We start from the raw sequence: 26,615 nt of genomic DNA on the forward strand, positions 1-26,615 counted from the left end.
TTTTCGTTTTAGGTGCAGGCATCTACCTGCGCCTTCGAACTCGGCTCGCCGAGTTGCGCCGTTTGCCTTCGGCGAAACGTAGTGGAGCCTTATCCTGCACCGCCACTTCGTGGCGGAAAACCGAATCCAAGGTGATGCGTAGCATTCGAACCATAGCGCCGAAAAATGACGCCAGAAGCCGGCAGCCGAGCTAGCCATCGAACAGGTCTGAATCAAAAAACTCTCTCAGAGAGACGCCGAGCCCGCCTGCGATGCGCTCGATATTCTCGATGGAGACGTTGCGCTTGCCGGTCTCGACTTCGGCGAAATAGGTGCGCGACATCTCGATGGAATATGCGAAGGCCTCTTGGCTCACGCCGAGCCCGGCCCTCAATTCCTTGACGCGAAGCCCCACGCGCATCTTGGGGCCCAGTTGAGTCATCGGCACCTCCTTACCGTCGGTGTCAATGATTCGGCCCTGTTCTATATAAGTCACACCTATATAAGTGACAATTTGAAATACAATACGGGAATCAGAAGATTTCAATCTGGGAGGAAGCACGATGAACATTGAAATCTCTAGAAGGGCGTTTCTCGCAGCGGGACCCCTCGCCGTCATGAGCTCGCTCGGGCTCGCCGGGTGCGGCAAGAGCAGCATCAGCGGCAAGACCCTCTACTACTACTCGGTTTGCGGCAGCGTGGCCCTTGGCAAGGTATGCGCGAACAAGCCCGGATCCGCGTCGACGATCAAGTTCGAAGAGAGCACCTGGCACTATGTCGGCTCCCAGGAGCTCAGCGGCGATTGGGAAGCCGAGGGCGACGATGTGGTTCTGTCCTCCTTGCAGCTCGGCACCGTTACGCTCGTGAGGCAGGACGACGGGAGCTACGTGCCCTCGGGGTGCGAAGACTACGGCGAGAGGTACTTCGGGGACGAGTCGGCGGCAAAGTCCTACTACGACGAATACACGGCGGCAGCGCCCGACAGGGTAAAAGCCATGCTGGAGGGCACCGCCTGGTCGGTTAAGGACCTTCCCTCGACCCAAACCGTCGCAGAGACGCTCTCGTTCGACGACGGCTCGCTTGCGTTCACGAAGGGCGAATACCGGAGGAAGGGCTCTTACACCGACGCCCCGCGCGAGAGCTCATGGCTCGCTTCGGACCATTCCGGCGAATACGAGCTCGACGTGACCTCCCAGTGGGTGAGCTCGGACGGATCGTCGCCCCGGCCCCTGATCTACGAGGGGACGATGACCGTCGCGGGCGAGAAGACGGACTTCAAGCTTTCCGATCGCAAGGGCACCCTCACGCTAACTCTTTCCTCCGAGTGGAGCGCGGTGGTGTTCGTCAATGGAAAATAGGCGCGACAGGGGCAGGCGGCTCGCGACAGGGACTCTCGCGCGCATGGCGTCGCGGAAGGCCGCGGCTGTGGCGACGGCCATCCTGCTCCTCGCATTCCTCGTCCTCGTCTGGACGAACGTCTCACCCGCGGAAAACGGGGCCGGAGGCGAGCCGGCTGCGCACGCGTGGCGGGAATCCGAGGAGGCGTCCGGAAAAGATGGAGGCACCGGTTCCGGCACTCAAAGCGACGCGAGCGAAGCCTCCGAACCGGCGGCAGAAGGCGGCCAGTCCGAGGAGGCCTCCTCGAGCAGAGAGGAAGCGAAGGGGAAGGCCGCGGGCAGCTCCGATAATTCTGGAAGCAAGGGCAATTCATCCTCCAAGAAAGACGGAAAACCCGATAGCAAGCCGAATGGGGGCAACAGCAGCAATTCTGGCTCGAACACCAATTCAGGCAGCTCATCGAAAAAGGATGACACCCCGGCGCATCAGCACAACTGGGTAGCCCAGACAAAGACCGTCCACCACGACGCGCAATACAAGACCGTCCACCATGACGCAGTTGTAAAGTATGTCAGCATTTGTAACAACTGTGGCGCGGATATCACAGGGAACGAAGCTGCTCATTTTGAGAACTCGCTGCTTAACGGTGGCAACTGCGGTTCTTGCCACGAAGAGTCTCGTACAGTGCAGGCTGCCTATGACGAACAGGTGCAGGTGAGCGCGGCATGGGACGAGACCGTAACCACCGGGTACAAGTGCTCTTCCTGCGGTGCGACGAAGTAGCAGGCACAGATCCCTTCCCTACAAGGGAGATGGGAAGCACAAGAGCTGTCATGGAAAGAAGTCGATAGGCATCCTTTCTTTCCCATAATGCTAGAAACGCCGGACGAAGGATTGAGGACGAGACCGACCTCATCGGAACCGTGAAGAAGCTGGAAGACCTTATCGCCGAGCAGCGCCGGAGCAACGAACGCATCGCAAGGGAGATGCGCGGCACGGTTTCGGAGATGAAGGATGTGCTCGAGAAGGTCGAGGAGCTGAGAAACGGCGCGGCGGACGCGCAGCATCAGGCGAATCAGATGGCGCTCATGGGAGTTGCGAACGCCCAACAGAAGGCGGGAGAGACGACCATAAAGAACGTCGAAGAGGTGACCGCAAGGAACAGGAAGGTCATTGATTCGATGGTAGATGAGTCCAAGAAGCGCATCGAGCGCCTTTCGATGGCGACGCTGCCCGATAGGCTGCTCTACTACGGCAAATGGACGACGGTCATCCTCGCTCTCATCATCCTCGTGCATGTCCTATGGGGCATGTTGGTGTAGAGACCTACCGGTAATATGGATAGATAGAGGGCAGGAAAACTTCCTATGAGACAGAAAAGACTGACAGAGATGAAGAATGACAGCAATATGTTTAACGACAGCAGCATCGAGACCAAGGGTGCCCCGGCAGACAAGACCGCCGAAATCCCGAAGGTCGTGGATTCGACGGAGGAGGAGAACGTTAAGAAGCCGCTCATACTCTTCGGACGCAAGCTCTCCCGCAAGCAGGTCTGCGCGGCCGGTGCAGGAATCCTCTGCGCGGCGCTTCTCGTCGGCGGTGGCGGGTATGCCGTCACACATGCCGGAGTGACGGGCAAAGCGAACGTCCCTGCGGTGTCCCAGTCAAAGGACGATGAAAAGCAGGACATGGAGTTCGTCCTTGAGGTGAAGGCCGAGGGATGGGATGCGGACACCTCCACGCCTGTCATCGCGCATATCGAGGGTGCGGACGGCGAGGTGGATTTCTACACCGCTATCGACGCGAATAGACAGGTAACCGTAAAGGTTGGCAAGTCCGGCACTTATACCGTTACGTTCATCTCTCCGGTGAACGCCGACGGTTCTATCTACAAGGTGCCATCGAAGAGGATTGCCGCCGGGAAAACCGACAAGACAGCCGCCACAGGCGTGACTTTCGATAAGGTGGATGCGGACAAAGTGATGAAGGATGAACTGACAGACATTGCCAAGGATGTTGCGGAAGCCGTGAAGAAGGGCGATTCTACTCTGACCGGGGACAAGGGTGCCGAGGTCGTGAAGAAGTTCGAGGACAACATCAAGAAGAACCCGAATGCCGATACGGATGCCGTCGAGAAGGAGACTGGGAAGGCCGAGGAGACCGCCAAGGAAGACAAGTCCGATGCGAAGACACCGGAGACCTCCGGCGGCAAGAAGGATGATGGAAAGGCCACAGGCGGCTCCGATAATTCTGGAAATAAGAGCAATTCATCTTCCAAGAAAGACGAAGGAAAATCCGATAGCAAGCCGAGTGGCGGCAACAGCAGCAACTCCGGCTCGAACACCAATTCAGGCAGTTCATCGAAAAAGGATGGCACCCCGGCGCATGTTCATAAGTATGATATCTACCATCCTGCGGTGACTCATACGGAGAAGGTGTACCATCCCGCAGTGACCCATACGGAGAAGGTGTACCATCCCGCAGTGACCCATACGGAAGAGTGCTCAATTTGCAACGGCTGCGGAGCAGATATCACGGGCAATGAACAAGCTCATGCGTATAATGCACTTATGGCAGGCAATAAAGCATGTGGCGCATATCATACGGTATACAATACCGTAACAGATTCTGCGGCATGGGAGGAAACGGTTACGATTACAGATTCTGCGGCATGGGAGGAAGCGGTTACGATTACAGATTCTGCGGCATACTACACTTGTTCCTGCGGTGCCACGAAGTAGCGGAAGCCGCCGAATTCTAGGCCGTAGCGGTCAGGCATCAGATTGAGATCTAATGATGCCACCCGGGCGCACGAGTCTCAGTATCCTCCATGTTCCCGAGTCACCTTAGCCAAGGTTCCAAGGGGCACCGCCCCTTGGCGCGCAGGGGTTCGGGGATGGCGCGAGGCATCCCCGGAAAAGCTGGCGCGGACACGCCGATGGCATGCCCGCGTTCTCTGCATGTGCTTCACCCCTCTCCGGCAACGTACACGGTCCGGCCGCTCTCGCAGTCAATGCTCTCCATGTCGCCGAACCCTATGCGGACGGCGGCCCATCCGCCCTCGTTCCCCACCATGGCGTCAGCCTCGCCGCGCGCCTCCGAGACGAGACGCTCGAGCCCGGGCGACCCTTCCAGCGCGACGCCCACCTCATACACCCCTCCCTCGAGTTCCGTCTCGTACTCAACGACAACCGTCAGCTCGTTTCCCTCACCCGGAACCTCGTCCGAGCAACCTACGGCGCTGCACACGAACATCCCCATGTAGCTACCTCCCCCCGACGGCGCTGAGCGGCTTCGGCTCGAAGTGCTCGTCGCGCTCGACGACGGCGAACCCCATCTGGCGGTTCAGCTCCTCCATCTCCTTGATGCTGAAGTAGCCGAGTTCGTCGTCGTAGCCCTCGACGAGGCCGAACGCCTCGTCCGTGCCGTCGAACTCGAGCAGCCACCAGTCCCATCCGTTCACGCACGAGAAGTAGTGGACGTATACCGTGGGGTCCTCCGAACCGTCTTGCTCATAGAGCCTCGGCAGCTCCTCCGCAATCTCCCTCGTCATCAGCTCCTGCATGTCTTCCTCCGTTTCCGGGCACGTTGCCCTGAACATCTCGCCCTTGCGGGCAAAGCCGAATGGCGACGCCGCGCGTCGTCGTCGGCTTTGCTCCCCGCAAAGCTGCACCGGAGCGAAGGCGGGTCAAGGGAGTCCATGACGGCCTCCACCAACCGGAGCGGAGCGGAGGTTTGTGCGGGGTCTCATGGGCCCCTTGACGCGGCGTAGCGGAGGTGCCACTCGCGTAACGGATACGAGATCATGACCGGCGAATGCCGCCGACACGCTGCAAATCATGGGGTCAAGACTGAAGAGAGGCGGCCGCCCACTAACGGACGGCCGCCTTAGCGTGCCTTACTATTTCGCTTCTGGTATATGGTGCGAGACGCCTGCCGGGCAAATCCCAACGCTCCTAGTGATAATCGTTTGCGAAGGAACCGTAGAAGAGCGCCTTACAGTCGACGTCGCTGTAGGCCATGACGGCATCCTGAACGTCGGTGCGTAGCAGGTTGAGCACCTTGTACACGCCCTCGCCCATATCCCCGACGAAGAGCACCTGCTTGAACACGTCGGGATAATCGCGCAGATAGGTCACATAGCCCCTAAGCTTTGCCAGCGTGTCGCTGAGGAACTCGCCATGCGGGTCGACGATGGACGGCCTGATGACGCCCCCTTCATCCTTCACGAAGAAGAGGAAGTCTGGATGCAGGGCTTTGCGTCCCACCGAAGACATGTACGGAATCGAAAACGCCTTGGCAGACATGCTGCCCGACGGATTGCGATAGAAGGCAACCGTGCGATTCTTTGCCAATTCGTTCCTAACGATATAGTCTTCCGCCGGGTTCAGGTCGAGCGGGCAGAGGCCGTCCTCTTTCTGCACGATATGGCACGGATATTTAGCGAAGTCGTCCGACGTGCTGGTAGACGTGGGCCACTCTATCTTTGTGAGACGCTTGCCCTCGGTTTCACGGGCCAGCTCGTCGTAGCGCTGCTTTGCCGCGTCGTTAAGGTAGTCATAATCGCCAGATCCATCGACCTTATCGAAGTATTCCTTTCGGCATTGAGCCGCCCAGCCCTCGAGTGCATCAACGATGGCCTGCGTGCGCACCGCTGCGGCAAGGCGCAGGTCGCACTCGGGCCGCCCAAGCTCCTTGAAGTTGGCGCGACGATACTCATTCGCAAACTCCTTAGTGAAATGCATGTCGGCGTCGCGGGCAGCCTTTCTGAGGCCCTCGGCGTCCGTGCGGGCCTCCTCCTGCTCCTGGTCCTCGGTCTCGTTGAGCTTGTCGAGCGTAATCTTGACGGTCTCGGCAACCTCAACGTCGTGTTTGGTTTCGCGGTACTCGTCCTCGTTGGCAACGATGTACCCCTTGAGCTTCTGGACGAACTGTTTTTTCACGTCGGCCGCGGCATTGACATCGAGGCCAGTCTCGACAAGCAGAGTCGCCGTCTTAACCAGGCTCTGGAATTCGTTCCTGGCCTTCTTCGGAATGCGCTGGACGGGGATGGAATCGAAGGCTGTGCGGATGCCCTGCCACTCCTGGTGCGTGAAAGACTGCTCGCGCTTGGTGGGCGGCTTGGGCTTTGCCATGGGCACGGGCTTTACGACCGAGGCGGGCTGGGTCGGCTCAGACTGTGTGTAACTCGGCTCAGGTATCGCAGGTTGCTGCGGGGCAGGCGTTGCAACGTAGTTGCCCGTTGCGGGCTGAGGCGCCAGCTCCGCTTCTGGCGCCGGGACGTCGACGGGCCTGACCGCAGAGGCAAGCGAGGGCTGCGTTCCCTGCATGTCCAACGGCTCCTGAATCGCGATGCCGGCAAGCGGCGCCTGGTAGCCGGGTTGTGCCTGCCGCGCCGCCTCGATGGCCTTCTCGTTCTCCTCGTACGCCTTGAGCTCCTGTTGGTAGTCGGCTTCGGATTTGGGCGCAGCCGCCGTGATGGTCACCGGGTTGAGGACGATGTTCTGTTTGCCAATGGAGCTCTCGCCCATGTCGTCCTTGCGGCCCATGAGGTAGTCGACCACGTCCTGAGTGCTCTCGGGATTGAACTGGGGCAGGTAGCAGGAGACGGAGTTCAAAAGATCATCGGATTCGATGCGCCGCGCGAGCGGGGTGCGCACCATGCGGCCCACGAGCTGTGCGATATAGGTCGAGTCCGAACGCCTGCGCTGCGAGAAGATGACCTCCGCTCGCGGGCAGTCCCATCCGTTGGAGACAGCCTCCTTGGCGAAGAGCACGCGAATGCGCGAGGTGTCCTGAACGAACTCGGGCTCGACATAGGGAATGAGGTATTTTCCCGCTGTGATGTCCTTATGCTCGCCGAAGACGTTGGCGAACGACATCGCCTCGGAAAGGCCGGGGACCAGGCCCGTAATCTGGTCGCACATCTCAGCCAGGGTCGAGTTGCTCACGTTGTCCGCCGCTTGGATGAGCAGCAGCGGGTTGACGGGGCTCTCGCCCTCACGGACACAGTACTCGCCCCACTCGCGGCAGGCCAGGGCATAGCGCTCGCACGCCATAGTGAGGTACTGGTGCTCGACTGGGTCGTCCTTCTCTGGCACGCGCAGTTCGATGATGTCCTTGAGCAGACCCGACTCCTGGACCTCGCGAGGGGTCACAGCAACCTTCGGCATGCGTACGCGATCGGCGCGCTGGTCCATAGCAGCCTCGAACCTCTGCGGCGTGGCAGAGACCCCGACGACGATGGGCATCGCTGCACGACCGTCGAGCCCATCAATGAGGCTGGCGTAGATCGTCGCGGTGCCGCGCTCGCTTGAGGCATTGGCCCCCAGGCCGCGATGGGCCTCGTCTATGAACAGATAGAGATTACGCTCCGGGTCCCTGATGGTGCGGTCAAGGATGTCCCAGAACACGCGGCCGGAGTTGACCTCACTACCCTTGGTGAGCAGGCCGTTCTTACTGAGTAGGTCCTTGCTGAGGAAATAGACGTGGCGCGGCTCGAGAATGTCGTGTGCGGCTCCGAAGTCGTTAGTAATCGTGACCAGATGGCGCCTGTCGAGGATGCTGTCTGCGAGCTTGTCCGACACATTGGAGAAGCGCACGCTCGTCTGCTCGTTCAGGCTCGGGGAATCCGAGAGCCAAAGAACGACGGCATTCTCGTCGGGCATGAGGCTCAGATCGTCGTCTCCGAAGAAGAGCGCTTCGATCGTCGCTGCACACATGACCGTTTTGCCCGACCCCGTGGGAGATGCGAGGCATATCGAGGACAGCTCGCCGTCCTGCTCGTAGCGTCGGCGCATCGACTGTAACTTGTTCGCCAGGGTCGCGACCGCACCGGCTTGGAAATCCTTAAGTTCGACTCTCATGTTTACCTCACCGCATCCTCGGCGGCAATCTTGAACGATTGCAGGTAGTTCTCGTACAGGCGGACGACATCGAGCCCAGGCAGTTGTGTCTTGACGGAGGCGTATCGAGCCGTGTCGTCCGTGATCACATAGGCGCACCCTATGCTGGCATTCCGCTTGACGGCGTCTATGAAAGCGCCGACCGAAGCAAAGTCGAAAAGGACGGCGTAGGCGTCGGCCATGGCAAAGCCCGGCTGCTCGTGCTTGATGATGCTGCCACGCGAACCAGCGCGCAGCCAGAGCAGGGGCGCGATCTCCTCGAAGGCCACGCCCAGCTCGACGGCGTCTGGGTCTTCGTAGGTGAGGTCAAAGAAGACGGCGTTTTCCTCGAAGCCATCGGCCATGGGGAACTCGTCGGTGAACTTGTAGTCACCCTTGATGGAATCGCCCTCGGGCGTCTTGCCCGTGATGGCCGCCGTGACGCGAGGTTTGGTAACGTACTGGCAGATGCCCAGTGCCTCCCATTCGGGGTCGCCCTGACGAAAACCGCGCTTGGTGAGCTTTTTGGATTCGTCCTCGGAGACCTCGTTATTCGTTACGCTGATGGAGCGCCTGCGCCCGCCGTCCTGATGGTTCAAGCGCATGACGGCATGTGCCGTGGTGCCCGATCCTGAGAAGAAATCGACTACAAGGGCGTCGGGCTTGTCGGCAACAACGGAAGCGATTGAGAGCTCGGTCGCATAAAGGGACTTTGGAAATGTGAAGCGCCTATCGCCGATGAACTTTTTGATATATCGGCTCCCGTATTCACCGGCAGAGAACTGCGTGCCACTCCAAACAGTTGTTGGAATGGCAGAGCGCTCTCCCTGCTCTTCGAGAAGCAAGGACCCATCCTCAGCCTTGCCGATGAGTTTAATTTCTCCATTCTTGAGACGCTCCTCTTGGGAATCTCCTAGGTAAAGGAGGGAGTACCGATCATTCTTTTTGTTGTACTCACCTACTTTTGCGCACCCGCGATCAAGCTTGGCCTGTAGAGCATTCTGGGAGATCCTCCAAGTCGCCTCTCGGCCATCGGTCCTAATAGGCCAAACTGCCCTGAGACCCGTTTTTGTCGGTATCTTTGTCCAGTCTTGTTCAAGGGGGAGAGAAGCGCCGAGCTCCTTAATGGTCGCGGTCTCCTCATCGATATAGATGGGATAGAAGAGGTTCGGCCTTGCGGTGCGAGCGGCATTGGGACCGCCCCTCAGCAGCCGCTCCCAACGTACTTTACGTTGGGAGCGGCTGCTCGACGCGTCATCAGCCACTTTTTCCTCAAGTTCTCCGAACTCAACGGAATAGAGTCTGCGGTCCACTTGGCACGGCGCGGCGGTGCCAAAAAAGCAAAAGACAGCGTACTCGTCAGCTCTCTTGAACTGGTTGCCGCGGGCAACCCCGTTCTTGTTTATGGTGATTGAAACCGTCTGGATACCGGTCGCGTTGGGAAAAACGCTCTCTAAAAGAAGCTCAAGCCTTGCGTACTCCTTCTCGTCGATCGTCACGATGAGTACGGAATCGTTGGGGTTGAGCAGCTGCTTGGCGAGCTTGAGGCGGCGCTCCATGAAGGCAAGCCACTTGGAGTGGCGATAGGCGTCGGAGCCGTCGACGTAATCGTTGTTGTATTTCCAGTCGCGGGCGCCAGTGTTATAGGGCGGGTCAATATATATGCAGTCCACTTTGCCTGCATAGGCAAAGGCCAAGGTTTCAAGAGCATGGTAGTTTTCGCCGTTAATGACTACTTGATAGGGCTTATCGCCAGCGCGCTCGACACGCCCAGTCTCTTTGAGGCCAGCATAAATCGGCTGGTCATATTCAGCAACAGGCACGACATCGTCGACAGCAACGGAGCGGGGCTCACATTCGTTTTCGTCATATGAGGGCGATTGATATGGCTTTAGATCAGCAACCCCCCCCCCCGAACGGCATTTACCAACCATAGCAGTTGGGAGCTAGAGTCCTCTTTTTTACCACGCTCGGGAAGCACCTGTACGATATCGCCCTTCATGACAGGTTTGCCATAAAGGCGAAGTCGTTCCGGGCGGTTGTGTTCAAACACAAGCCCAAACTGGCGCTGCGCAGCAAAAGCGCGGATGTCGGCAGCGAGCTGACGATCGCCCAGCTTGACAGCGCGATCAACAAGGTTCTGAACGACCGCTTGCGCTGTTTGAGACATCACTTCTCCCCCTTGCACTTCTCGTCAATCCATTCGCGCAGGACTTTAGCCACCGTCTTATCCTGGCGCGCGGCATAGGACTTAAGAGCCCGCTTATCCTCGCGGGTTATCGAGAGCGTGAACTTATCCAGCTCCCTTTCGGCATGAACAGCCTGATCTTCCTCCATGGTCGCCCCTCCGAATTGAACTGTTCTACGTTCCTAAATTGACCGAAATCATTTTACGCCAGAATACGTAATTACGTAATTACGTAGGCTAATTTGAGCCATGCAGCACTCAATCACTAGTCAGTATTCGTTGACGAATCGTTGGGGATAACGAATATATCGAGGTAGACAGCCGTTTTTACCGTCTGTGAGTACCAGCATATCGATACTCAAAACGTCGTGAGTACATTTTGAGTACCAGTCTGAGCGGCCTCTTACGGGCGGACGCAATCTGCCGGTCAGCATTAATTAGAAATAAATCGATGGCGTTGCTTCGGTAATTGAAAGCACTCTAAAACGTACCAGCAAACTATCATCCCAGCTAAACAGCTTGAGAGATTGCGTAGCTGGTTTGCATGTACCACATACACCACGGTGCACAAGCACCCATGGCACGCAAATAAAAAACGAGGGAGGCCGTATCCGACCTCCCTCGCAAAGGGCTATTTACTATTCCCACTCGATCGTCGCGGGCGGCTTGGACGTGATGTCGTAGCACACGCGATTGGCGCCGGGGACCTCGGCCACGATGCGGCCGGAAATGCGGGCCAACACGTCGTAGGGCAGCTTGGCCCAGTCGGCGGTCATGGCGTCGCTGGACTCGACGGCGCGCAGGATGATCGGGCGCTGATAAGTGCGCTCGTCGCCCATAACGCCGACGGACTTAATGTCGGGCAGGACCGCGAAATACTGCCAGCAGCTGTGCTCGGAGTTGCGCTCGCCGGTCTGCTCAAACAGACGCTGGTTGTAGGCGTCGAGCTCCTCACGCACGATGGCGTCGGCGTTCTTGAGGATCTCGAGCTTCTCCTTGTCGACCGCACCGATGACGCGGATGGCCAGACCCGGGCCCGGGAAGGGCTGACGGAACACGATATGACCCGGCAGGCCGAGCGCCAGACCAAGCGCACGGACCTCGTCCTTAAAGAAGTGGTCGAGCGGCTCAATGAGGTCGAAGTGTACGCCCTCGGGGAACGGAATCAGGTTGTGATGGCTCTTGATGGTGGCCGTCTTGCCGCCCGTCTTGCGAGCGCCGGACTCGATGATGTCGGGGTAGATGGTGCCCTGAGCCAGGTACTTGACCGGCTTGCCATCGGTCTCGAGCTGCTGCGCCACGGCGAAAAACTCTTTCCAGAACTGCGTGCCAATGATGCGACGCTTCTCCTCGGGCTCGGTCACGCCGGCCAGAAGCTCGGCATAGCGGTCCTCGGCGTGGACGTGGATAAAGTCGACGTCAAACTGCTTGGTGAAGACCTCCTCCACCTGCTCGGGCTCACCCTTGCGCAGCAGGCCGTGGTTGATAAACACGCAGGTCATCTGCTTGCCCACGGCGCGGGCGCCCAGCGCAGCCACGACGGAGGAGTCGACGCCGCCGGACAGGGCCAGAATCACGCGGTCGTCGCCGACCTTCTCGCGGAACTCGGCCGTCATGGTCTCGACCAGGTTGTCCATGCTCCAGTTGGGCTCCAGGCCGCAGATCTCAAACAGGAAGTTGCTCAGCAGCTGCTGACCGTACTCGGAGTGCTTGACCTCGGGGTGGAACTGCGTGGTGAAGATCTTGCGCTCGACGCACTCCATGGCGGCAACCGGGCACACGTCGGTGCTGGCGGTAACGGTAAAGCCCTCGGGCACCTCGGACACGGCGTCGCGGTGGCTCATCCACACGGTCTGCTCCATGGGCGTGGAGTTAAAGAGCTTGGCGCCGGCAGTGCGCGTAATAGTGGCGCGGCCGTACTCGCCCACCTCGGAGTGACCGACCTTGCCGCCGAGCGTCACGGCCGTGATCTGATGGCCGTAGCAAAAGCCCAGGACGGGAAGACCCAGGTCAAAGATGGCGGGGTCGATGGACGGAGCGTCCTCGGCGTACACAGAGGCCGGGCCGCCGGAAAGGATGAGCGCAGAGGCGTTCATCTCGCGAATCTCGTCGGCCGAGATGTCGCAGGGAACGATCTCGGAATACACGTTGAGGTCGCGGACGCGACGGGCAATGAGCTGACCGTACTGCGCACCAAAGTCGAGTACGAGGACCTTTGCGGAAGCCTTTTGATCCATGGTTTCCCCCTCTTGTTGGCGGGGAGCCGGTGCCCACCCGCGCGAATAAACGAAAACAGCTTTCATAGTGTACACGTTATATGGGGTTTCTCGTCCCTCGCAGCCATCAGCGCACGGCAAACGCACGACCTGGGCCCTATTTGACGGCGATTGAAGTGTTACCAAACGTTACAGATGATGTAATACGTTTGAACATTGGACGCCCTGTGCCACAATACTGCCGAACGACTCCGCCTCTGCGGCGGCAAATACGATAGGAATACCAGCATGAAGCGCATCCTTCTCATCGCCACGGGCGGCACCATCGCATCGACCGAGGACGGCAACGGCCTCTCCCCCGCCCTGACCGGTGAGGAGCTCGCCCAGAGCGTCCCCGAGATCTCGGGCCTCTGCGAGCTCGACGTCGTGCAGCCCATGAACATCGACAGCACCAATATGCGCCCCAGTGACTGGATGCGTATCCGCGACGTCATCGTCGAGGGTTATGCCGACCACGACGGCTTCGTGATTCTGCACGGCACCGACACCATGAGCTATACCGCGGCGGCGCTTTCCTATCTGATTCAGGACAGCCCCAAGCCTATCGTACTCACCGGCTCGCAAAAGCCCATGGGCAATCCCTTTACCGACGCCAAGCTCAACCTGTACCAGAGCCTGCTCTATGCGCTCGACGAGCACTCGCACGACGTCTCAATCGTGTTTGGCGGCGTAGCCATTGCCGGCACGCGCGCCCGCAAACAGCGCACCATGAGCTTTAACGCGTTCATTAGCGTCAACTATCCGCCCATCGCCTATATCCGCAACGACCGCATCGTGCGCAACGGGCTTCACGGCACGCATCAGGGCGAAAACCCGGTGCATTTCTACGACAGCATCGACCCGCGCGTATTTGTACTCAAGCTCACGCCCGGCGTAAACCCGGGCATCCTCGACGCCCTTGCCGATAGCTACGACGCTGTAATCCTTGAGACCTTTGGCATTGGCGGTATTCCCGAGTTTGGCGAGTCGGGCGAGTCGTTCCAAGAGGCAATTTTCCGCTGGGTCGATTCGGGCCGCACCGTCGTTATGACCACGCAGGTCCCAGAAGAGGGCCTTGACCTGGGTGTTTATGAGGTTGGCCGTGCTTACGCCGATCATCCGAGCATTCTGCGCGGCGACGACATGACCACCGAGACGCTCGTGGCCAAGACCATGTGGGCACTCGGCCAGTCACGCGATGCCGCCGAGATCCAGCGCCTGTTCTACAGCCAAGTCAACCACGACCGCATCCCGATGGCGTAATCCCTAAGGCAGTTCCACTTATCGCAGCCTCAAACGACAGGTGGTCCCCCTCGAGCCGTGCAAAAATCGGAGTATTCTGCAATTTCTCCGCCGGAGGCATAAGATCGGCCGATTGTTAGACGAACTTTTAGTACGAGGGGACCGTCTAGTAAATATTTATTCCACATTTTTATTTAGCGTGTGGATTAACTACTGTCAAAAGGCAAAGCCAGCCGCCCGAGCTACCATCTACGGCTGAACAGGTGCTGAATACTCGCGATTTTGCACATCGCAACCAGGGGGACCCACCCAAAGAGCGTCAATTAGCAGCGGGGGAACGCCCTATTCGATACCCTCGAGAAGCTCTGACACCGTCATGCCAAGGGCGGGCGCGATCTTAAATAGAACCTTGAGCGTGAAATTTGCCGTTCCATCTTCGATTCTGTCGAGATAGGGGCGGCTGATTCCTGCTGCCACACAAAAATCGACCTTGGAGATGCCAAGGTCCCTGCGCGTCTGCTCGACTCGCTTGCCAAGAATCTGTTTCGCACGTTCGTCCATGCAGCCGAGTTTGAAATGGAGCCGAACATAAACGTAAACTATAGTTTACGTTTTGCCGAATACACAGGAGTTTTCTATGTCGGGTTCTTCGGTCCGCATGTACCGAGCCACGCTTCGCACAAACAGCGCACCGCCCAAGCTCGTCGTCGTTGAAGCAGAATGTCTTTCGCCCGATGAGTGCACAGCATTTGCATTGTTATCAAGTCGCGTCGCCGCCGTTCTGGCCCCTTGCCCGGCGCAAGGTGAACTTGCCATCCAATGCCAAGCGCACAGCTGCTCGCTCAATCAGGCTGCCGTAATCGCAACCAGTCAACGCGGTCTGCCGCTTCTCCTGGAAGCCGGTACCGCGCTCACTCTTCGCGGCGCCGGATACGAAAACGAGGCCGCCGCCGACATGGTCTTTAAACCACGATCGAGCGGCGGCCTCGCAGCAGCCATTGAATATATGTGCAGGCTCGTTGCCTAAAAGGACAAGCTAGAAACCAAGGCCAAAGCCCGTTCCGGTAATCGCCGAGTACATAAAGTAAACGTTGATCACGTTGAGGAACACACCCGTGATGCAACCGTTGCGCAGGTAGCGCTCGCACACGATGCGCGCCATGGCGGCGGAGTCATCATTGTTTTTAGCCTGGCGTCCTGCCGTAAAGTACGTCGCCACGCTCAGCAACAGGTTGAGCACCGGCAGCGCCAGCAACTCGTAGCTCTTGCCCCAGCGCGTCGCCTCGCCGGCGGCATTAAACTTTGTTGCCACCTCGGGACCAATGTTGGGGATAACACACGCTGCGACCACCAGCGGAATCACCGCAAGCACGAGCAGCGCAATACCCATGTAGCCGGCTTTTTTGCCATATTTAAACATGTGCGTCGTCCTTACACGTTAAAGCGGAAGTGCACGACGTCGCCATCGGCCATGACATAGTCCTTGCCCTCAATACGCAGCTTGCCGGCGGCCTTGGCGCCCTGCTCACCGCCGAGCTCGATGTAGTCGTCATAGCCAATGACCTCGGCCTTAATAAAGCCACGCTCAAAGTCGGTGTGGATAACGCCGGCAGCCTGCGGGGCGGTCGCGCCCTGACGAACCGTCCAGGCCTTGACCTCCATCTCGCCGGCCGTAAAGAACGACTGCAGACCGAGCAGCTTATAGGCCGCCTGTGCGAGCACGTCCAGACCGGGCTGCTCCAGGCCCAAGCTCTCCAGGTAGTCGGCGGCGTCCTCAGGATCGAGCTCGGAAAGCTCGGCCTCGATCTTGGCGCAGATGGGCAGCGGCTTAACACCATCGATGGGCGCCAGATCGTCGTTGAGCATATCCTCGTCCACGTTGGCCACATACAGGATGGGCTTCATAGTGAGCAGGAACAGGCCCTTGGCAGCGGCGCGCTCCTCGTCGGTCATCTCCATGGACGCGGCGCGCTTGCCTTCGTTGAGCCAGGCAAGCAGGCGCTTGGCGACCTCGAACTTGGGCATGAGTTCCTTGTCGCGCTTGGCCTCCTTCTCGAGCTTGGGCAGCTGCTTCTCGAGCGTACCCATGTCGGCCAAGATGAGCTCGGTCATGATGGTGTCGGCATCGCCGGCAGGATCGACGAACTCGCCCGTGCGGCCCACCTCACGCATGACGTTGGGATCCTTAAAGTAGCGCACGACCTCGCAGATGGCGTCGGTCTCGCGGATGTTTGCCAAGAACTGGTTGCCCAGGCCCTCGCCCTCGTTGGCGCCCTTCACCAGACCTGCGATGTCGACGAACTCGACCGTAGCCGGCACGATGCGGCCCGGGTTGACGATGTCGGCGAGCTTTTGTAGGCGGCTATCGGGCACATCGACGATACCCACGTTGGGGTCGATCGTGGCAAACGGGTAGTTGGCGGCAAGGCCGGTCTTTTTGGTAAGCGCGGTGAACAGCGTCGACTTGCCCACGTTGGGCAGGCCCACGATACCGATGGAAAGGGACACGACAGCTCCTTTTGGTACAAGCATTTCAAACTGCATAAGTATAGCGCCGCCGCAGCATCTGGGCGAACCCGGACGCCACGGCGGCACGAATGAAGCAGAGATGGGGGTCGCTGGCTAGTCCGCGAGCTTCTCCACCTGGTCGAGCATCTTGTCGAGCTTGGCCTTTGCCTCGGCCTTGACCTTCTGGGCTTCTTCGTGGGCCTTAGCCTTCTGGGCGGCCTTTTCCTCGGCCTCGGGATCGACGACGACCAGGTTGGATGCATCATGCTCAACCAACTTAAGCGCATGCTCGGGGCACACCTTGACGCAGGCTCCGCAGCCTAGGCAATACGTGGACTCCAGTGCAAAGCGGCCGCTTCCCACCAGATCGCAGGCGAACGTGGGACATACATTGACGCACTCGCCGCACGACGTGCACTTGTCAAAATCGCACTCCGGCGTGCTCACCTGCATGTTCTGGGCAAGCTCGGGGTGGTTTTGCAATGTCGAGAGCACCAGCTGCCGCCCGTGCGTGAGCGAACGGCGACGCTTGGTCGTCGTGGTGCCGCACATGGTGTTGAGCGTACGCTCCAACTGAGTAATCTGATGGCGATGGGCTTTGAGCTTCTGCGTCACCGAGGCCAGTGCCGCCGTTGCCGGATTGAGCTTTGTCACGGTAAGGCCCGTGGTGCGGGCGATCTTTTCCATGTACTCCTTGCGCTCGTACTCGCGGCGTTTATGGCACTTGAGGCTCTTGGGGTCGACCTCCAGGCCCATGCCCGTACCGGCCCACTCCTCGGCAGTGGCGATTGCCTCGCCCAGAATGTCCTCACCGCCGGTGTTGCGGCACTTATCGCACACGCCCAGTGGCAGGTAGACGCTCACGTTGGGATAGTCGGCCAGCACCGAGAACCAGGTCTCGGCAGTAATATCGCCCACGCAGGCGACGACGACCTCGTTCTCGCGCGGCATGCGCTTGAGGGCGCGTGTGCAGGTGACGTAGGCGGTCTCGTGGCTCGTAGCTGCCGAGACAATGTCGTCATACAGGTTTTTGGGCGCCAGGCGCGGCGAAATAATCGCCTCAGTCGGGCAGGCGGCAGCGCACAGGCCGCACTTGCGACAGGAATCGAGGATCTCGATGGCGTCTTCCTCGACCTCGATGGCGTTGACCGGGCACACATCCATACACGCGGTGCAGCCGCTCTTTTCGTTTTTGCAGGTCAAGCACGGAATCGTGTTGCCGCGCGGACGCTCCTTGTAGTCGGCAGGATTCCACTGCGGCGCCGACGGATCGAGTGCATCGGTCACACCGCCAAGCGGGTTTTTAAGAAAGTCGAAACCCTTGCTGATCTCGATAATGTCATCAAACAGATCGTGTTCCTGCGCCATGCGCGGCCCCTCCCTGAGCAGTGCAAACAAGCAAGAGATAATGATACGCCATCGGTCCACGCCTCGGGCAAATTACACGCGGAGCATCTTTGCGGCAAATAGCCCATGGCCTATCGCCGCCTCGATTGCACAAGGTCAATCAAGCGCCAAACTATGCCTCGCGCATGAGCTCGACAAGCTTTTGTTTGGTCACCTTGGCCTGCTCGTTGGCCATATTGCGTTCGTTTCTAAAGGCCGCATCCGCAACGCTCATCAGGTCGGCATCGGAAATCTCGCCAAGGCCCAGCTCCTCGAGCGTCGTCGGCAGACCGACGCGCTGACAAAACTCGAGCACCTGTTCAAGCTCTGGCGCACGCTCCAGACGCAGCTGCACCACCAGGCCAAATGCCACGGCCTCGCCATGCATGGCCTTGCACTCGGGCAGGATCGTCAGACCGTTGGCGATGGCATGCGCCAACGCCAAGCCACCGCTCTCAAAGCCAACGCCCGAAAGCAGGATGTTGCACTCGATCAGGCGCTCAACCGCCGGCGATGTACGCCCCTTTTTGAGATCGCGCTTGGCAGCGACGCCGCATTCCATAAGCGTGTCGCAGCAGGCACGTGCCGCGACCAGTGCCAAGTGCCCCGGCGCGCCACCGTGCTCGTTCGCACCTCTCGCCGCGGCACACGAACGCGCCTCGAAGTACGTTGCCAGCGCGTCGCCCATACCGGCGACCGTCATACGCAGTGGGGCCGCAGCAACCACGTTGGTATCGACTACGACCAGATCTGGATTCTTCTCGAGCATCAGGTAGCGGTCGAACGACCCGTCCTCGTGATACAACACCGAAATCGCGCTGCACGGACCATCCATTGAGGCCGCCGTGGGGCATACACACAACGGCAGCTCGGCATAAAACGCTACTGCCTTGGCGATATCGAGCATCTTGCCGCCGCCAATGCCCACCACCATGTCGCAATACTCGGCCCGGGCTTCCTTGGCCATTTCGACAACGGCATCTTCCGTACACGGACCGTTGTAAATCTTAAAGAACGGCTCGCTTAGATCTTCATCCAGAAATCCATCGACGATCTGCCTGCACAGCCGATCCTCGGTGCCCTGGTCAAACAAAACATAGGCAGCGCAGCCCAACCATGACAAATACCTGCCCTGACGCGAGAGTTCGCCCGGCCCCTGAACATACCGGCCAGGACCGCCGTAAACCATAGGAAGCGCCATACGAGAATCCGCCCTTCATCAAACAACGATTGGTGCAAAGTAACCTGACCCCCTTGCACCAACTTGGTGCGATGGGGTCAGGTTAGTTTGCACCATAGCAAAAAGGGGCAAAGCCGTCTGCTGGCTTTGCCCCTTCCTTAGCTTGATTTACTCATCCATGAGATAGTAGTGTCCCAGCGCGTCGGCACCCAGGATGGCGTTTGCGACCATCTCGGGCGTCACCTCAAACGGCATATTGCACATGGTGTCATCGGGCGCGCAGGCGGCCTCGGCAATAATCATGGCCTGTTCGCGCGTAAGCTCGGCAACGCCAAGTTCCTTCATCGTGACCGGCAGGCCCAGCTCAATGCAGAAGCCCAAGACTTCCTCGAGTTTCTCAGTCGGAGCATCCTCGAGTACCAGCTGAACGATGGTGCCAAAGGCGACCTTCTCGCCGTGATACATGCCGTGGCACTCGGGCAGCATCGTCAGGCCATTGTGGATGGCATGAGCAGCAGCAAGGCCCGAGCTCTCAAAGCCAATGCCCGAAAGCAGCGTATTGGCCTCGATGATATGCTCGACTGCAGGCGTGAGCGCACCCTTCTCCAGCGCGACCTTGGCCTTGACGCCATCGGCCATAAGCGTCTCGTAGCAGAGCTTGGCGAGCGCCAGGCCGGCCATTCCGCCCTTGCCGCCGGCGCAAGTGCCACCGTCGGCATCATGCGTTGCCTGGGCCTCAAAGTAAGTTGCGAGCGCATCGCCCATACCGGAAACCGTCAGGCGCACCGGGCTCGCCGCGATAACCGTCGTATCCATCAGGACAATGTTGGGGTTTGCCTTAAGGAAGAGATATTTATCGAACTGGCCGTCGTCGGTGTAGAGCACCGAAAGCGCCGAGCACGGTGCGTCGGTCGACGCGATGGTGGGGCAAATGATAACCGGGGACTCCAGGTAATAGGCGACGGCCTTCGCGGTGTCGAGGATCTTGCCGCCACCGACGCCGACGATGATGTCGCAACCGTTGTCGCGCGCGAGCGCAACCAGGCGATCGACCTCGCCCTTGGAGCACTCGCCGTTAAAGTCCTCAAACAGCAGCTCGGCCTTAGCCTCGGCAAAGCCGCCCTCGATCTTGGCACCGACGCGCTTCTTGCCCGAAGGCGTCACGATGACGAGGGCCTTAGCGCCGAGCGGCTCGACATAGGAGCCGAGCTTGGCCAGCTCGTCCGGGCCCTGGATGTACTTGCTGGGGCTATTGAAAATTGCAGCCATAATTATCCCATTCTCTAATTAATTAAAAAGAAAGGGGCTCCGTACGGATACGTGCGGAGCCCCTCGTTACGATAACAAGAGTCGATTAGAAATCGATGTCGGTGTCGTAGTAGCAGGCCTTGAGGATCTTCTCGAAGTCGGCAGCCTTGGTCTCACGCGGGTTCTCCGGCGTGCAGGCGTCGGTCTCGGCGTTCGCGGCGATCTCGGGCAGCTTGGCGAGGAACTCCTCCTCGGAAACCATCTGCGGGTTCTCGGCATCGACCTTCACGCCACCATTCGCGTAATCCTTGATGGACTGCGGAATGTTGAGCTGGTCGTTGAGGTCGCGAATCTTCTGGACGAGCGCAGCGATGAGCTCCTCGTTGGTCTCGCCGGGAAGGTGCAGGATCTCCTTGGCCACGTAAGCGTAACGCTCGGCAGCACGGGGATCCTTGGAGTTCCACTGGATAACCTTGCCCAGGTACATGGCGTTAGCAGCACCGTGGATGATGTGGCCGTTCTCGAAGGCAGCACCGGTCTTGTGAGCCATGGAGTGAACGATGCCGAGCAGGCCCGAGGAGAAGGCGATACCGGCGATGCACTGAGCCTCGTGCATGTGCTGACGGGCCTCATGGTCGCCAGCATAGGACTTGGGCAGCCACTCGACAATCTCGCGGATGCCGTGCAGAGCGTTGGCGTCGGTGAACATAGAGGCGAAGGTGGAAACGTAGGCCTCCATGCAGTGGGTCAGAGCATCCATGCCGGTGTGAGCGCACAGCTTGGCGGGCATGGTGTAGGTGAGCTCGGGGTCGACGATGGCGACATCAGGAGTGATGTTGAAGTCGGCCAGCGGGTACTTGATGCCCTTGGCGTAGTCGGTAATGACGGAGAAGGCAGTGACCTCGGTAGCGGTACCGGAGGTGGAGGAAATGGCGCAGAAGTGAGCCTTCTGACGCAGCTCGGGGAAGCTGAACGGCTGGATGATGTTATCGAAGGACTCCTCGGGATACTCGTAGAAGACCCACATGGCCTTAGCGGCATCGATGGGCGAGCCGCCGCCGATGGCGATAATCCAGTCGGGCTCGAACTCGCGCATGGCCTCGGCGCCCTTCATGACCGTCTCGATGGACGGGTCGGACTCAACGCCCTCGAACAGCTTGACCTCCATGCCGGCCTCTTTGAGGTCGGCCTCGACGTCCTGCAAGAACCCGCCGCGACGCATAGAGCTGCCGCCAGAAACGATGATGGCCTTCTTGCCCTTGAGGTTCTTCACCTCGTGGCGAGCGCCCTCACCAAAGTACAGATCGCGAGGATTGGTAAAACGTCCCATACTGTGCCTCCTAAACAAGCCCCTCTTAGACTTGTGTATATAACGGAGCACCCGATTGGCTCCGTTAGGACCGTTTTGTGCGTTGCCGGCGATGACAATGCACGATGTCTAAACGTCTCAACGCTTAGACAAACACTATTTTACCGTTCTGGTTGGTCAGTTATTCACCTAAAGCCGCCAATGATGAAACGTTTTTTCTATCCCCGAAGACCCTTGTGTGGCATCCATACCCCCAAGCTGGGCAAACGTTTTATCAAGGTTGACTACATATCCCGGGCAGGACGGTGCCCCTCCAAAATATGCACCGTTCGCCGCCAAATATCGACCGTTTGCGGCACCGTGATACCACTCGGTCGTCCAAGGTGCCGACATTTGTGCGACATCCGTCTTCGTGGTGCAAAGGTGCAAGTCCAAGTGCGGTACCCCCGGTGTGCCACATGCGGGTAAACTAGAACCTTATATAGAGACATTTGAACCCTAACCGCAGCAAAGGAGGCCCCATGGCATTCGATCCCATTCAAGAGGATTGCCATCGCCTCGTTCTTGAGGCCTTGCGCCGCGACAATATCCCGCTCACCGACGGTGCCGCCGTAGAGCGTCTGATGGAACAATTCACCCGCAACCCTGCACCGCTCATCGTGCACGACCGCGACCGCGCCGGGCACCTCATTGCCAAGGTGGTCGAGGCTGTCGACTACCGCATCCCCTTTATCCCCGACGACGCCCAGGCAGAGCAAGAAGAAGCCGCAGCCGAGAACATGCTCCGCGAGGCAGCCGCGCTCGATCCGGCCAACTGGGATGCCCAGCGCATGCTGACGGCGCTCACCGCCGAATCCAACGAGGAATACGTGCAATATCTGGTGTCCAAGTGCGACGAGGTGGAGCACGATCTGGCGCTCAAGATTGCCTCGGCGCAGGACCCCTACGAGCGTGAGGCCGCAGGCGACCTGACCCGCCGTCCCTACCTGCGCTGGCTTGCCGCCTTGGCATCGCGCGCGCTCATTAGCGGCCGCTACCGCATGTCGCTCGAAGCCGCAAACCGCAGCCTCGACTTTGCCCCCAACGATCCTGCCGGCGTCCGCCACACCGCAATGCTCGCCATGGCAAAGCTCGAATACCCCGCTGAGGAGCTCAAGCGCTTTCGCTCTGCCCACTCCGTCCCCTATCTCGCCAACACGCCGCTGCGCCGTCGTCCCAAGGATGCAGAACGCGACTTGGACCCGTGGACGCTCATCGCGCTGATGAGCGCTGCCTGGCGCGAGCTGGATTACGAGGGCGCCGAACACTACCTGCGCATCCTTGCGCGCTCGTGCCCGCACGCAGCCGAGGCGCTCTACTTCCAAACCGAGTTTCCCGATGGCGTCTATGCCCGCGTCAACGTGGGCGTGGGCTCCACCGATGAGCTCGTCCTTGCCCTGTCCGAGGCGACGCCGGTGCTACAGGAGGGTCTAGGCGCGCCCGACAACGCCAGCTTTGCCGCCTGGGTCGCCACCAACGACATCGTGCGCTCCCAGATCGACGAGCGCATCCTGCGCGCAGCCGAGCAGGGGCTTCCATTTAAGGGAGGGGACCTCTAATGGATCCGAGCGTCTACATCCCCGCCTACTTGGAGCGCACCTATCTGGCGTCGCACCCCGAGCTCACTGATGCAGCACGCGAGCTTGTCCATAACGACATCAGTGCGAATCCTAACAAGTACGCGCAGTCCGAGCATGCTCAGGCGCTGCTGTCCTATGCCGGTGTTCATCGCCACCTGCTCGACGAGCTCCATCGCATTGAGGACATGGGCAGCGACGAGGAGTTCGAGCAGACGCGCAACCGCCTGTTCGACGATATGCGTGATGAGCTGCTCAAGATCGTCCGCATCGATGCGCTGGCTGTCGATGCCCAGCTGCTCGCCATCATTTTGGCGGACACGCCCGTCGACGCCTGCCTGGGCGACCTGATGAAGCTCGAGACGAGCACGGCCGACTACCTGCAACAGAGCGTGCCCGGGTTTGATATGGAGGCCCCGCACTACTGGGCCAATAATGTTTTGGCCGACGGTGTCACCGCAGCGGACCTTACCGTGAGCGAGCCGGCCCTTATCGGGTGGCTCCACACGCTCGAGGCCATCTCGCAGCTGTGCATGGCGAGCGCCCGCTACCGTGCTGCCGCCAACTATGCTCGCCGCGTTCTTAAGGCGGAAGGCTATCCCACCCGAGCCGCCGGCACCGTGCTGCTCGCCCTCGCCCGCCTGGAAGACCAGGACGGCTTTTTTGCCCTGGCCCACCAGCTCGAGGAGCAGATGGGGGCAGACGCACTCGAAAACTCTCCTTGGTACCTGCTCGCCCGCACGATCTTGCTGTTCAAAACGAACAAGATGCGCCCGGCGACACGCGCGCTGCGCGAGTTTGCCAACCGCTGCGAGGGCGGCGCGTTCTTTTTGCTGAACCCCATGTACCAGACGCCGTATCTTCCCTGCCGACCCGAGCCGCACGACCCCTGGGACCTTTCGCACCAGGCAGTTTGGGAGGCCGACGGCATTATCTCGGACACCCCCGACTTTGCCCCCTGGGCCAGCGCTTGCGAAGACGTATCGCAGCTTGCCCAGGAATTTGCGCGCCGTTACGGCTTTTAACGGCGCAAACGTCACGACCATGTCATCTACGTTAGGAACGACTTCATGAACTTCCGCTCATCTCTCGCCTGCGCCTCGAGCGATATCGCCCGCTGGGGGCTGCGCTCTATCCTTAAACGCCAGGGCGGCGTACTCCCCGGCCGCATCGCCATGAAGATCGACCCCGAGCTGCTGAGCGACCTCGCCGGCCTTGTCGACCGCAGCGTAGTGATTACCGGTACTAATGGCAAGACCACCACCTCCAACCTCATCGCCGACGCCGTTGCTGCCAGCGGCGCTACCGTGGTGTGCAACCGCGCCGGCAACAATATGGAGCCTGGTGTGGTGGGTGCTCTGCTCGAAGCCCGCGGCGGCCTTAAGCACACCAGCAGCGGCAAGCGCGTGGGCGTTTTTGAGTGCGACGAGCTCTACACCGTACGCGTTCTGCCCAAGCTCAAGCCGACGTACTTTGTGCTGCTCAACCTGTTCCGCGACCAGCTAGACCGCTACGGCGAGATCGACCATACCCAAGACGTCATCGCCCATGCGTTGGAACTCTCTCCGGTAACAACGCTCATCTACAACGCAGACGACCCGCTGTGTGCCGCGATCGCCGCGCGCGTTCCCAACGCAAGCATCGCCTTTGGCATCGACGGTGCCACGGGCACCGAGTCCGACCGCATTAGCGACTCGCGTTTTTGCTCACAGTGCAACGCACCGTTGGAGTACGACTATGTGCAGTACGGACAGCTCGGAGCCTATCATTGCCCTTCGTGCGGATGGGAGCGTCCCGCGCTGGTCCGTCGCGTGACGGGCGTGGAGCTCGGCTGCGACGGCTACGGCTTTGACCTGGTCTTTGGACCCGATACCGACGCACCCGCAACGCGCATCGCCACGCGCTACAACGGCCTGTACATGGTCTACAACGTAGCCGCAGCCTTCTTTGCGGCACGCGAGTTGGGCGTGGACGCCGCATGCCTGCAGCCCACGCTCGACGCCTACGTCCCCGCCGGCGGACGCATGGGCCGCTGGAACATTGCCGGCCGCACCGTCGAGGCAAACCTGGCCAAGAATCCCGTGGGCTTCGATCGTCAGATTCAGTCCATTAAAACGGCAGGTGGCAGGCTCTGCGCTTTCTACCTCAACGATAACGATGCCGACGGCCACGATGTCTCGTGGATCTACGATGTCGACTTCGAGCGCATCGCCGACACGCCGGGTCTTGTCGCCTTTGCCGGAGGCACGCGTGCGCACGACATGCAGGTACGCCTCAAGTACGCCGGCATCGATGCCGCGATTATCTCGGACGTCGCGCAGGCAATTGGCGCCGTTGCGGATGAAGCCGCCGGCGACACTTTCTATGCCGTCGCCAACTACACGGCCTTTCCGCCGCTGGTCAAGGAGCTCGACGGGCTCAAAGGCACCGATACGAACTCGGTAGCCTCCCACGCCGTAACGCGCGCCGATGGCAGCGCTGTCCCCACCGATATTGCGCCGGCCGAGCTTTCGCGCCCCCTGCGTATCGTCTATCTGTACCCCGATGCCCTCAACCTCTACGGCGACGGCGGCAACGTTATTGCGCTTGAGCGCCGCTGCGCCTGGCGCGGCATTCCCGTGCGCGTGGACGAGGTCCGCATGGGCGAGACGCTTGATTTGGCCGATGCCGATATCGTCATGATGGGCGGCGGCTCCGACCGCGACCAGCTAGCCGTGGCACACGAGTTGCTCGCCCAAAAAGACAAGGTCGCGGCCTATGTTGAGGTTGGCGGCACACTGCTTGCCATCTGTGGCAGCTATCAGCTACTCGGCCGTTCGTACTACATGGGCGAAGATCGCATTGAGGGTCTGGGCGTCATTGCCGCCGAGACTGTGCGCGGCTCCGACCGCCTGATCGGCAACGTCGCCGTCAAGACCGACCTGGCACCCGAGCCCTTTGTGGGATTTGAGAACCACGGCGGCCGCACCCTGCTCGATGCAGAGGCCACACCACTCGGAACGTCCGTTGTCACGGGCACCGGTAACAACGGCGACGATGGCTTTGAGGGCCTCGTCTACAAGGGCGTCATCGGCACGTACCTGCACGGACCGGCACTGCCCAAGAACCCCGAGCTCGCCGACTGGCTCATTACCCACGCCCTCGAGCGCCGCGGCGATGCGCAGGCCACAGCCCTGCTGCCGCTCAAGCGCCTCGACGACACCTACGAGCACGCCGCCCACGACGCCGCGATGAAGCTTCTCCCCTAACCACCACAAAGGGGACAGGCACCTTTGTGGTGGTTTTGATCTGCCACGTTTGTTTGTCTCGATCTGTAACATCTAGGCCGTTGAAAGTCGTCTTACTGTTACAGATTGAGATATTCGTCCCGACGTCTGCCTTTTGTCTCGATCTGTAACAGGTAGAGCTGATTTACCCGCTCAGATGTTACAGATTGAGATATTTGAAAATCGGGATAGAAGCCCGCTCCTGTGTGGTGGTTT

General features: G+C 59.8%; 24 protein-coding genes. 9 read left to right on the forward strand and 15 right to left on the reverse strand.

The window, feature by feature from the left end; genetic code table 11:
- Positions 1–190: 190 nt before the first annotated feature.
- Positions 191–421, reverse strand: coding sequence for a helix-turn-helix domain-containing protein (locus I2H81_RS03090; protein WP_195644509.1), 231 nt, complete (start codon positions 419–421; stop codon positions 191–193).
- A gap of 121 nt (positions 422–542) precedes the next feature.
- Between I2H81_RS03090 and I2H81_RS03095 the strand changes: the two genes are divergently transcribed.
- The 4 genes from I2H81_RS03095 (at position 543) to I2H81_RS03110 (ending at position 4,058) form a co-directional block, all read left to right on the forward strand.
- Complete coding sequence (locus tag I2H81_RS03095; RefSeq protein ID WP_195644510.1) at positions 543–1,337, forward strand: hypothetical protein; 795 nt, start codon at positions 543–545, stop codon at positions 1,335–1,337.
- A gap of 67 nt (positions 1,338–1,404) precedes the next feature.
- On the forward strand, positions 1,405–2,100 hold the full coding sequence (locus I2H81_RS03100; protein WP_195644511.1) for a hypothetical protein: 696 nt from the start codon (positions 1,405–1,407) through the stop codon (positions 2,098–2,100).
- A 140-nt stretch (positions 2,101–2,240) separates the two neighbouring features.
- Complete coding sequence (locus I2H81_RS03105) at positions 2,241–2,639, forward strand: hypothetical protein (RefSeq protein WP_195644512.1); 399 nt, start codon at positions 2,241–2,243, stop codon at positions 2,637–2,639.
- Between the two features lie 45 nt (positions 2,640–2,684).
- A complete protein-coding gene (locus tag I2H81_RS03110) occupies positions 2,685–4,058 on the forward strand; it encodes a hypothetical protein (RefSeq protein ID WP_195644513.1) in 1,374 nt (457 codons plus the stop codon).
- A gap of 226 nt (positions 4,059–4,284) precedes the next feature.
- Here I2H81_RS03110 and I2H81_RS03115 read toward each other — a convergent pair whose 3' ends face one another.
- From I2H81_RS03115 to guaA, 7 genes are all read right to left on the reverse strand, one after another.
- A complete protein-coding gene (locus I2H81_RS03115; protein ID WP_195644514.1) occupies positions 4,285–4,578 on the reverse strand; it encodes a hypothetical protein in 294 nt (97 codons plus the stop codon).
- A 4-nt stretch (positions 4,579–4,582) separates the two neighbouring features.
- Positions 4,583–4,882 (reverse strand): DUF2958 domain-containing protein, encoded by a 300-nt coding sequence (locus I2H81_RS03120; protein WP_195644515.1) that lies wholly within the window; start codon positions 4,880–4,882, stop codon positions 4,583–4,585.
- A gap of 391 nt (positions 4,883–5,273) precedes the next feature.
- Positions 5,274–8,183 (reverse strand): DEAD/DEAH box helicase, encoded by a 2,910-nt coding sequence (locus I2H81_RS03125; protein ID WP_195644516.1) that lies wholly within the window; start codon positions 8,181–8,183, stop codon positions 5,274–5,276.
- A 2-nt stretch (positions 8,184–8,185) separates the two neighbouring features.
- Positions 8,186–10,024 (reverse strand): site-specific DNA-methyltransferase, encoded by a 1,839-nt coding sequence (locus I2H81_RS03130; RefSeq protein WP_271817450.1) that lies wholly within the window; start codon positions 10,022–10,024, stop codon positions 8,186–8,188.
- A gap of 68 nt (positions 10,025–10,092) precedes the next feature.
- Positions 10,093–10,371: a hypothetical protein gene (locus I2H81_RS10355; RefSeq protein WP_229108037.1), complete on the reverse strand. Its 279-nt coding sequence runs from the start codon at positions 10,369–10,371 to the stop codon at positions 10,093–10,095.
- Positions 10,371–10,538 (reverse strand): hypothetical protein, encoded by a 168-nt coding sequence (locus I2H81_RS03135; RefSeq protein ID WP_158553195.1) that lies wholly within the window; start codon positions 10,536–10,538, stop codon positions 10,371–10,373. Before I2H81_RS03135 ends, I2H81_RS10355 begins: the two co-directional genes overlap by 1 nt.
- A 489-nt stretch (positions 10,539–11,027) precedes the next feature.
- On the reverse strand, positions 11,028–12,626 hold the full coding sequence (gene guaA / locus I2H81_RS03140; RefSeq protein ID WP_195644517.1) for a glutamine-hydrolyzing GMP synthase: 1,599 nt from the start codon (positions 12,624–12,626) through the stop codon (positions 11,028–11,030).
- A gap of 267 nt (positions 12,627–12,893) precedes the next feature.
- Here guaA and I2H81_RS03145 point away from each other — a divergent pair, with 267 nt between their 5' ends.
- Positions 12,894–13,907 carry an asparaginase gene (locus tag I2H81_RS03145; protein ID WP_195644518.1) on the forward strand — a complete coding sequence of 338 codons (1,014 nt, stop codon included), beginning with the start codon at positions 12,894–12,896 and terminating at the stop codon, positions 13,905–13,907.
- A 321-nt stretch (positions 13,908–14,228) separates the two neighbouring features.
- On the opposite strand, the gene I2H81_RS03150 is transcribed toward I2H81_RS03145, so the two are convergent.
- Positions 14,229–14,447 (reverse strand): helix-turn-helix domain-containing protein, encoded by a 219-nt coding sequence (locus I2H81_RS03150; protein ID WP_117757405.1) that lies wholly within the window; start codon positions 14,445–14,447, stop codon positions 14,229–14,231.
- Positions 14,448–14,523: 76 nt separating this feature from the next.
- On the opposite strand from I2H81_RS03150, the gene I2H81_RS03155 reads away from it, so the two are divergent.
- The gene (locus I2H81_RS03155) at positions 14,524–14,913 is read left to right on the forward strand and encodes a hypothetical protein (protein ID WP_195644519.1); all 390 of its coding nucleotides are present in this window, start codon (positions 14,524–14,526) and stop codon (positions 14,911–14,913) included.
- Between the two features lie 9 nt (positions 14,914–14,922).
- Here I2H81_RS03155 and I2H81_RS03160 read toward each other — a convergent pair whose 3' ends face one another.
- The 6 genes from I2H81_RS03160 to I2H81_RS03185 all read right to left on the reverse strand — a co-directional run bounded on the left by I2H81_RS03160 (position 14,923) and on the right by I2H81_RS03185 (position 21,538).
- Positions 14,923–15,306, reverse strand: coding sequence for a DUF1648 domain-containing protein (locus I2H81_RS03160; RefSeq protein ID WP_099432711.1), 384 nt, complete (start codon positions 15,304–15,306; stop codon positions 14,923–14,925).
- Positions 15,307–15,317: 11 nt separating this feature from the next.
- A complete protein-coding gene (gene ychF, locus I2H81_RS03165) occupies positions 15,318–16,394 on the reverse strand; it encodes a redox-regulated ATPase YchF (RefSeq protein ID WP_035136922.1) in 1,077 nt (358 codons plus the stop codon).
- A 114-nt stretch (positions 16,395–16,508) separates the two neighbouring features.
- Entirely contained in the window at positions 16,509–17,762 is a 1,254-nt protein-coding gene (locus I2H81_RS03170) for a 4Fe-4S binding protein (protein ID WP_195644520.1), read from the reverse strand.
- Positions 17,763–17,913: 151 nt separating this feature from the next.
- Complete coding sequence (locus I2H81_RS03175; protein ID WP_195644521.1) at positions 17,914–18,981, reverse strand: glycerol dehydrogenase; 1,068 nt, start codon at positions 18,979–18,981, stop codon at positions 17,914–17,916.
- A gap of 147 nt (positions 18,982–19,128) precedes the next feature.
- Positions 19,129–20,229: a glycerol dehydrogenase gene (locus I2H81_RS03180; RefSeq protein WP_195644522.1), complete on the reverse strand. Its 1,101-nt coding sequence runs from the start codon at positions 20,227–20,229 to the stop codon at positions 19,129–19,131.
- 85 nt (positions 20,230–20,314) lie between these two features.
- Positions 20,315–21,538, reverse strand: coding sequence for an iron-containing alcohol dehydrogenase (locus I2H81_RS03185; protein WP_195644523.1), 1,224 nt, complete (start codon positions 21,536–21,538; stop codon positions 20,315–20,317).
- A 500-nt stretch (positions 21,539–22,038) separates the two neighbouring features.
- On the opposite strand from I2H81_RS03185, the gene I2H81_RS03190 reads away from it, so the two are divergent.
- The 3 genes from I2H81_RS03190 to I2H81_RS10360 are packed head-to-tail and all read left to right on the forward strand — an operon-like array spanning position 22,039 to position 26,381.
- A complete protein-coding gene (locus I2H81_RS03190; protein ID WP_195644524.1) occupies positions 22,039–23,115 on the forward strand; it encodes a tetratricopeptide repeat protein in 1,077 nt (358 codons plus the stop codon).
- Positions 23,115–24,158 carry a hypothetical protein gene (locus I2H81_RS03195; protein ID WP_195644525.1) on the forward strand — a complete coding sequence of 348 codons (1,044 nt, stop codon included), beginning with the start codon at positions 23,115–23,117 and terminating at the stop codon, positions 24,156–24,158. The genes I2H81_RS03190 and I2H81_RS03195 overlap by 1 nt, the downstream gene beginning before the upstream one ends.
- A gap of 45 nt (positions 24,159–24,203) precedes the next feature.
- Entirely contained in the window at positions 24,204–26,381 is a 2,178-nt protein-coding gene (locus I2H81_RS10360; protein ID WP_229108038.1) for a MurT ligase domain-containing protein, read from the forward strand.
- Positions 26,382–26,615 lie beyond the last annotated feature (234 nt).

The organism is Collinsella aerofaciens, from assembly GCF_015561195.1.
Lineage (GTDB): Bacteria > Actinomycetota > Coriobacteriia > Coriobacteriales > Coriobacteriaceae > Collinsella > Collinsella aerofaciens_AC.

What these genes read in the sequence shown, in the direction of transcription:
- I2H81_RS03120 (WP_195644515.1), bottom strand. Translation starts at nt 4,882, where the DNA reads ATGCAGGAGCTGATGACGAGGGAGATTGCGGAGGAGCTGCCGAGGCTC.
- I2H81_RS10355 (WP_229108037.1), bottom strand. Translation starts at nt 10,371, where the DNA reads ATGTCTCAAACAGCGCAAGCGGTCGTTCAGAACCTTGTTGATCGCGCT.
- I2H81_RS03095 (WP_195644510.1), top strand. Translation starts at nt 543, where the DNA reads ATGAACATTGAAATCTCTAGAAGGGCGTTTCTCGCAGCGGGACCCCTC.
- I2H81_RS03180 (WP_195644522.1), bottom strand. Translation starts at nt 20,229, where the DNA reads ATGGCTGCAATTTTCAATAGCCCCAGCAAGTACATCCAGGGCCCGGAC.
- I2H81_RS03175 (WP_195644521.1), bottom strand. Translation starts at nt 18,981, where the DNA reads ATGGCGCTTCCTATGGTTTACGGCGGTCCTGGCCGGTATGTTCAGGGG.
- guaA (WP_195644517.1), bottom strand. Translation starts at nt 12,626, where the DNA reads ATGGATCAAAAGGCTTCCGCAAAGGTCCTCGTACTCGACTTTGGTGCG.
- I2H81_RS03125 (WP_195644516.1), bottom strand. Translation starts at nt 8,183, where the DNA reads ATGAGAGTCGAACTTAAGGATTTCCAAGCCGGTGCGGTCGCGACCCTG.
- I2H81_RS10360 (WP_229108038.1), top strand. Translation starts at nt 24,204, where the DNA reads ATGAACTTCCGCTCATCTCTCGCCTGCGCCTCGAGCGATATCGCCCGC.
- I2H81_RS03155 (WP_195644519.1), top strand. Translation starts at nt 14,524, where the DNA reads ATGTCGGGTTCTTCGGTCCGCATGTACCGAGCCACGCTTCGCACAAAC.
- I2H81_RS03150 (WP_117757405.1), bottom strand. Translation starts at nt 14,447, where the DNA reads ATGGACGAACGTGCGAAACAGATTCTTGGCAAGCGAGTCGAGCAGACG.
- I2H81_RS03110 (WP_195644513.1), top strand. Translation starts at nt 2,685, where the DNA reads ATGAGACAGAAAAGACTGACAGAGATGAAGAATGACAGCAATATGTTT.
- I2H81_RS03090 (WP_195644509.1), bottom strand. Translation starts at nt 421, where the DNA reads ATGACTCAACTGGGCCCCAAGATGCGCGTGGGGCTTCGCGTCAAGGAA.
- I2H81_RS03170 (WP_195644520.1), bottom strand. Translation starts at nt 17,762, where the DNA reads ATGGCGCAGGAACACGATCTGTTTGATGACATTATCGAGATCAGCAAG.
- I2H81_RS03185 (WP_195644523.1), bottom strand. Translation starts at nt 21,538, where the DNA reads ATGGGACGTTTTACCAATCCTCGCGATCTGTACTTTGGTGAGGGCGCT.
- I2H81_RS03190 (WP_195644524.1), top strand. Translation starts at nt 22,039, where the DNA reads ATGGCATTCGATCCCATTCAAGAGGATTGCCATCGCCTCGTTCTTGAG.
- I2H81_RS03195 (WP_195644525.1), top strand. Translation starts at nt 23,115, where the DNA reads ATGGATCCGAGCGTCTACATCCCCGCCTACTTGGAGCGCACCTATCTG.
- I2H81_RS03135 (WP_158553195.1), bottom strand. Translation starts at nt 10,538, where the DNA reads ATGGAGGAAGATCAGGCTGTTCATGCCGAAAGGGAGCTGGATAAGTTC.
- I2H81_RS03145 (WP_195644518.1), top strand. Translation starts at nt 12,894, where the DNA reads ATGAAGCGCATCCTTCTCATCGCCACGGGCGGCACCATCGCATCGACC.
- I2H81_RS03160 (WP_099432711.1), bottom strand. Translation starts at nt 15,306, where the DNA reads ATGTTTAAATATGGCAAAAAAGCCGGCTACATGGGTATTGCGCTGCTC.
- I2H81_RS03115 (WP_195644514.1), bottom strand. Translation starts at nt 4,578, where the DNA reads ATGGGGATGTTCGTGTGCAGCGCCGTAGGTTGCTCGGACGAGGTTCCG.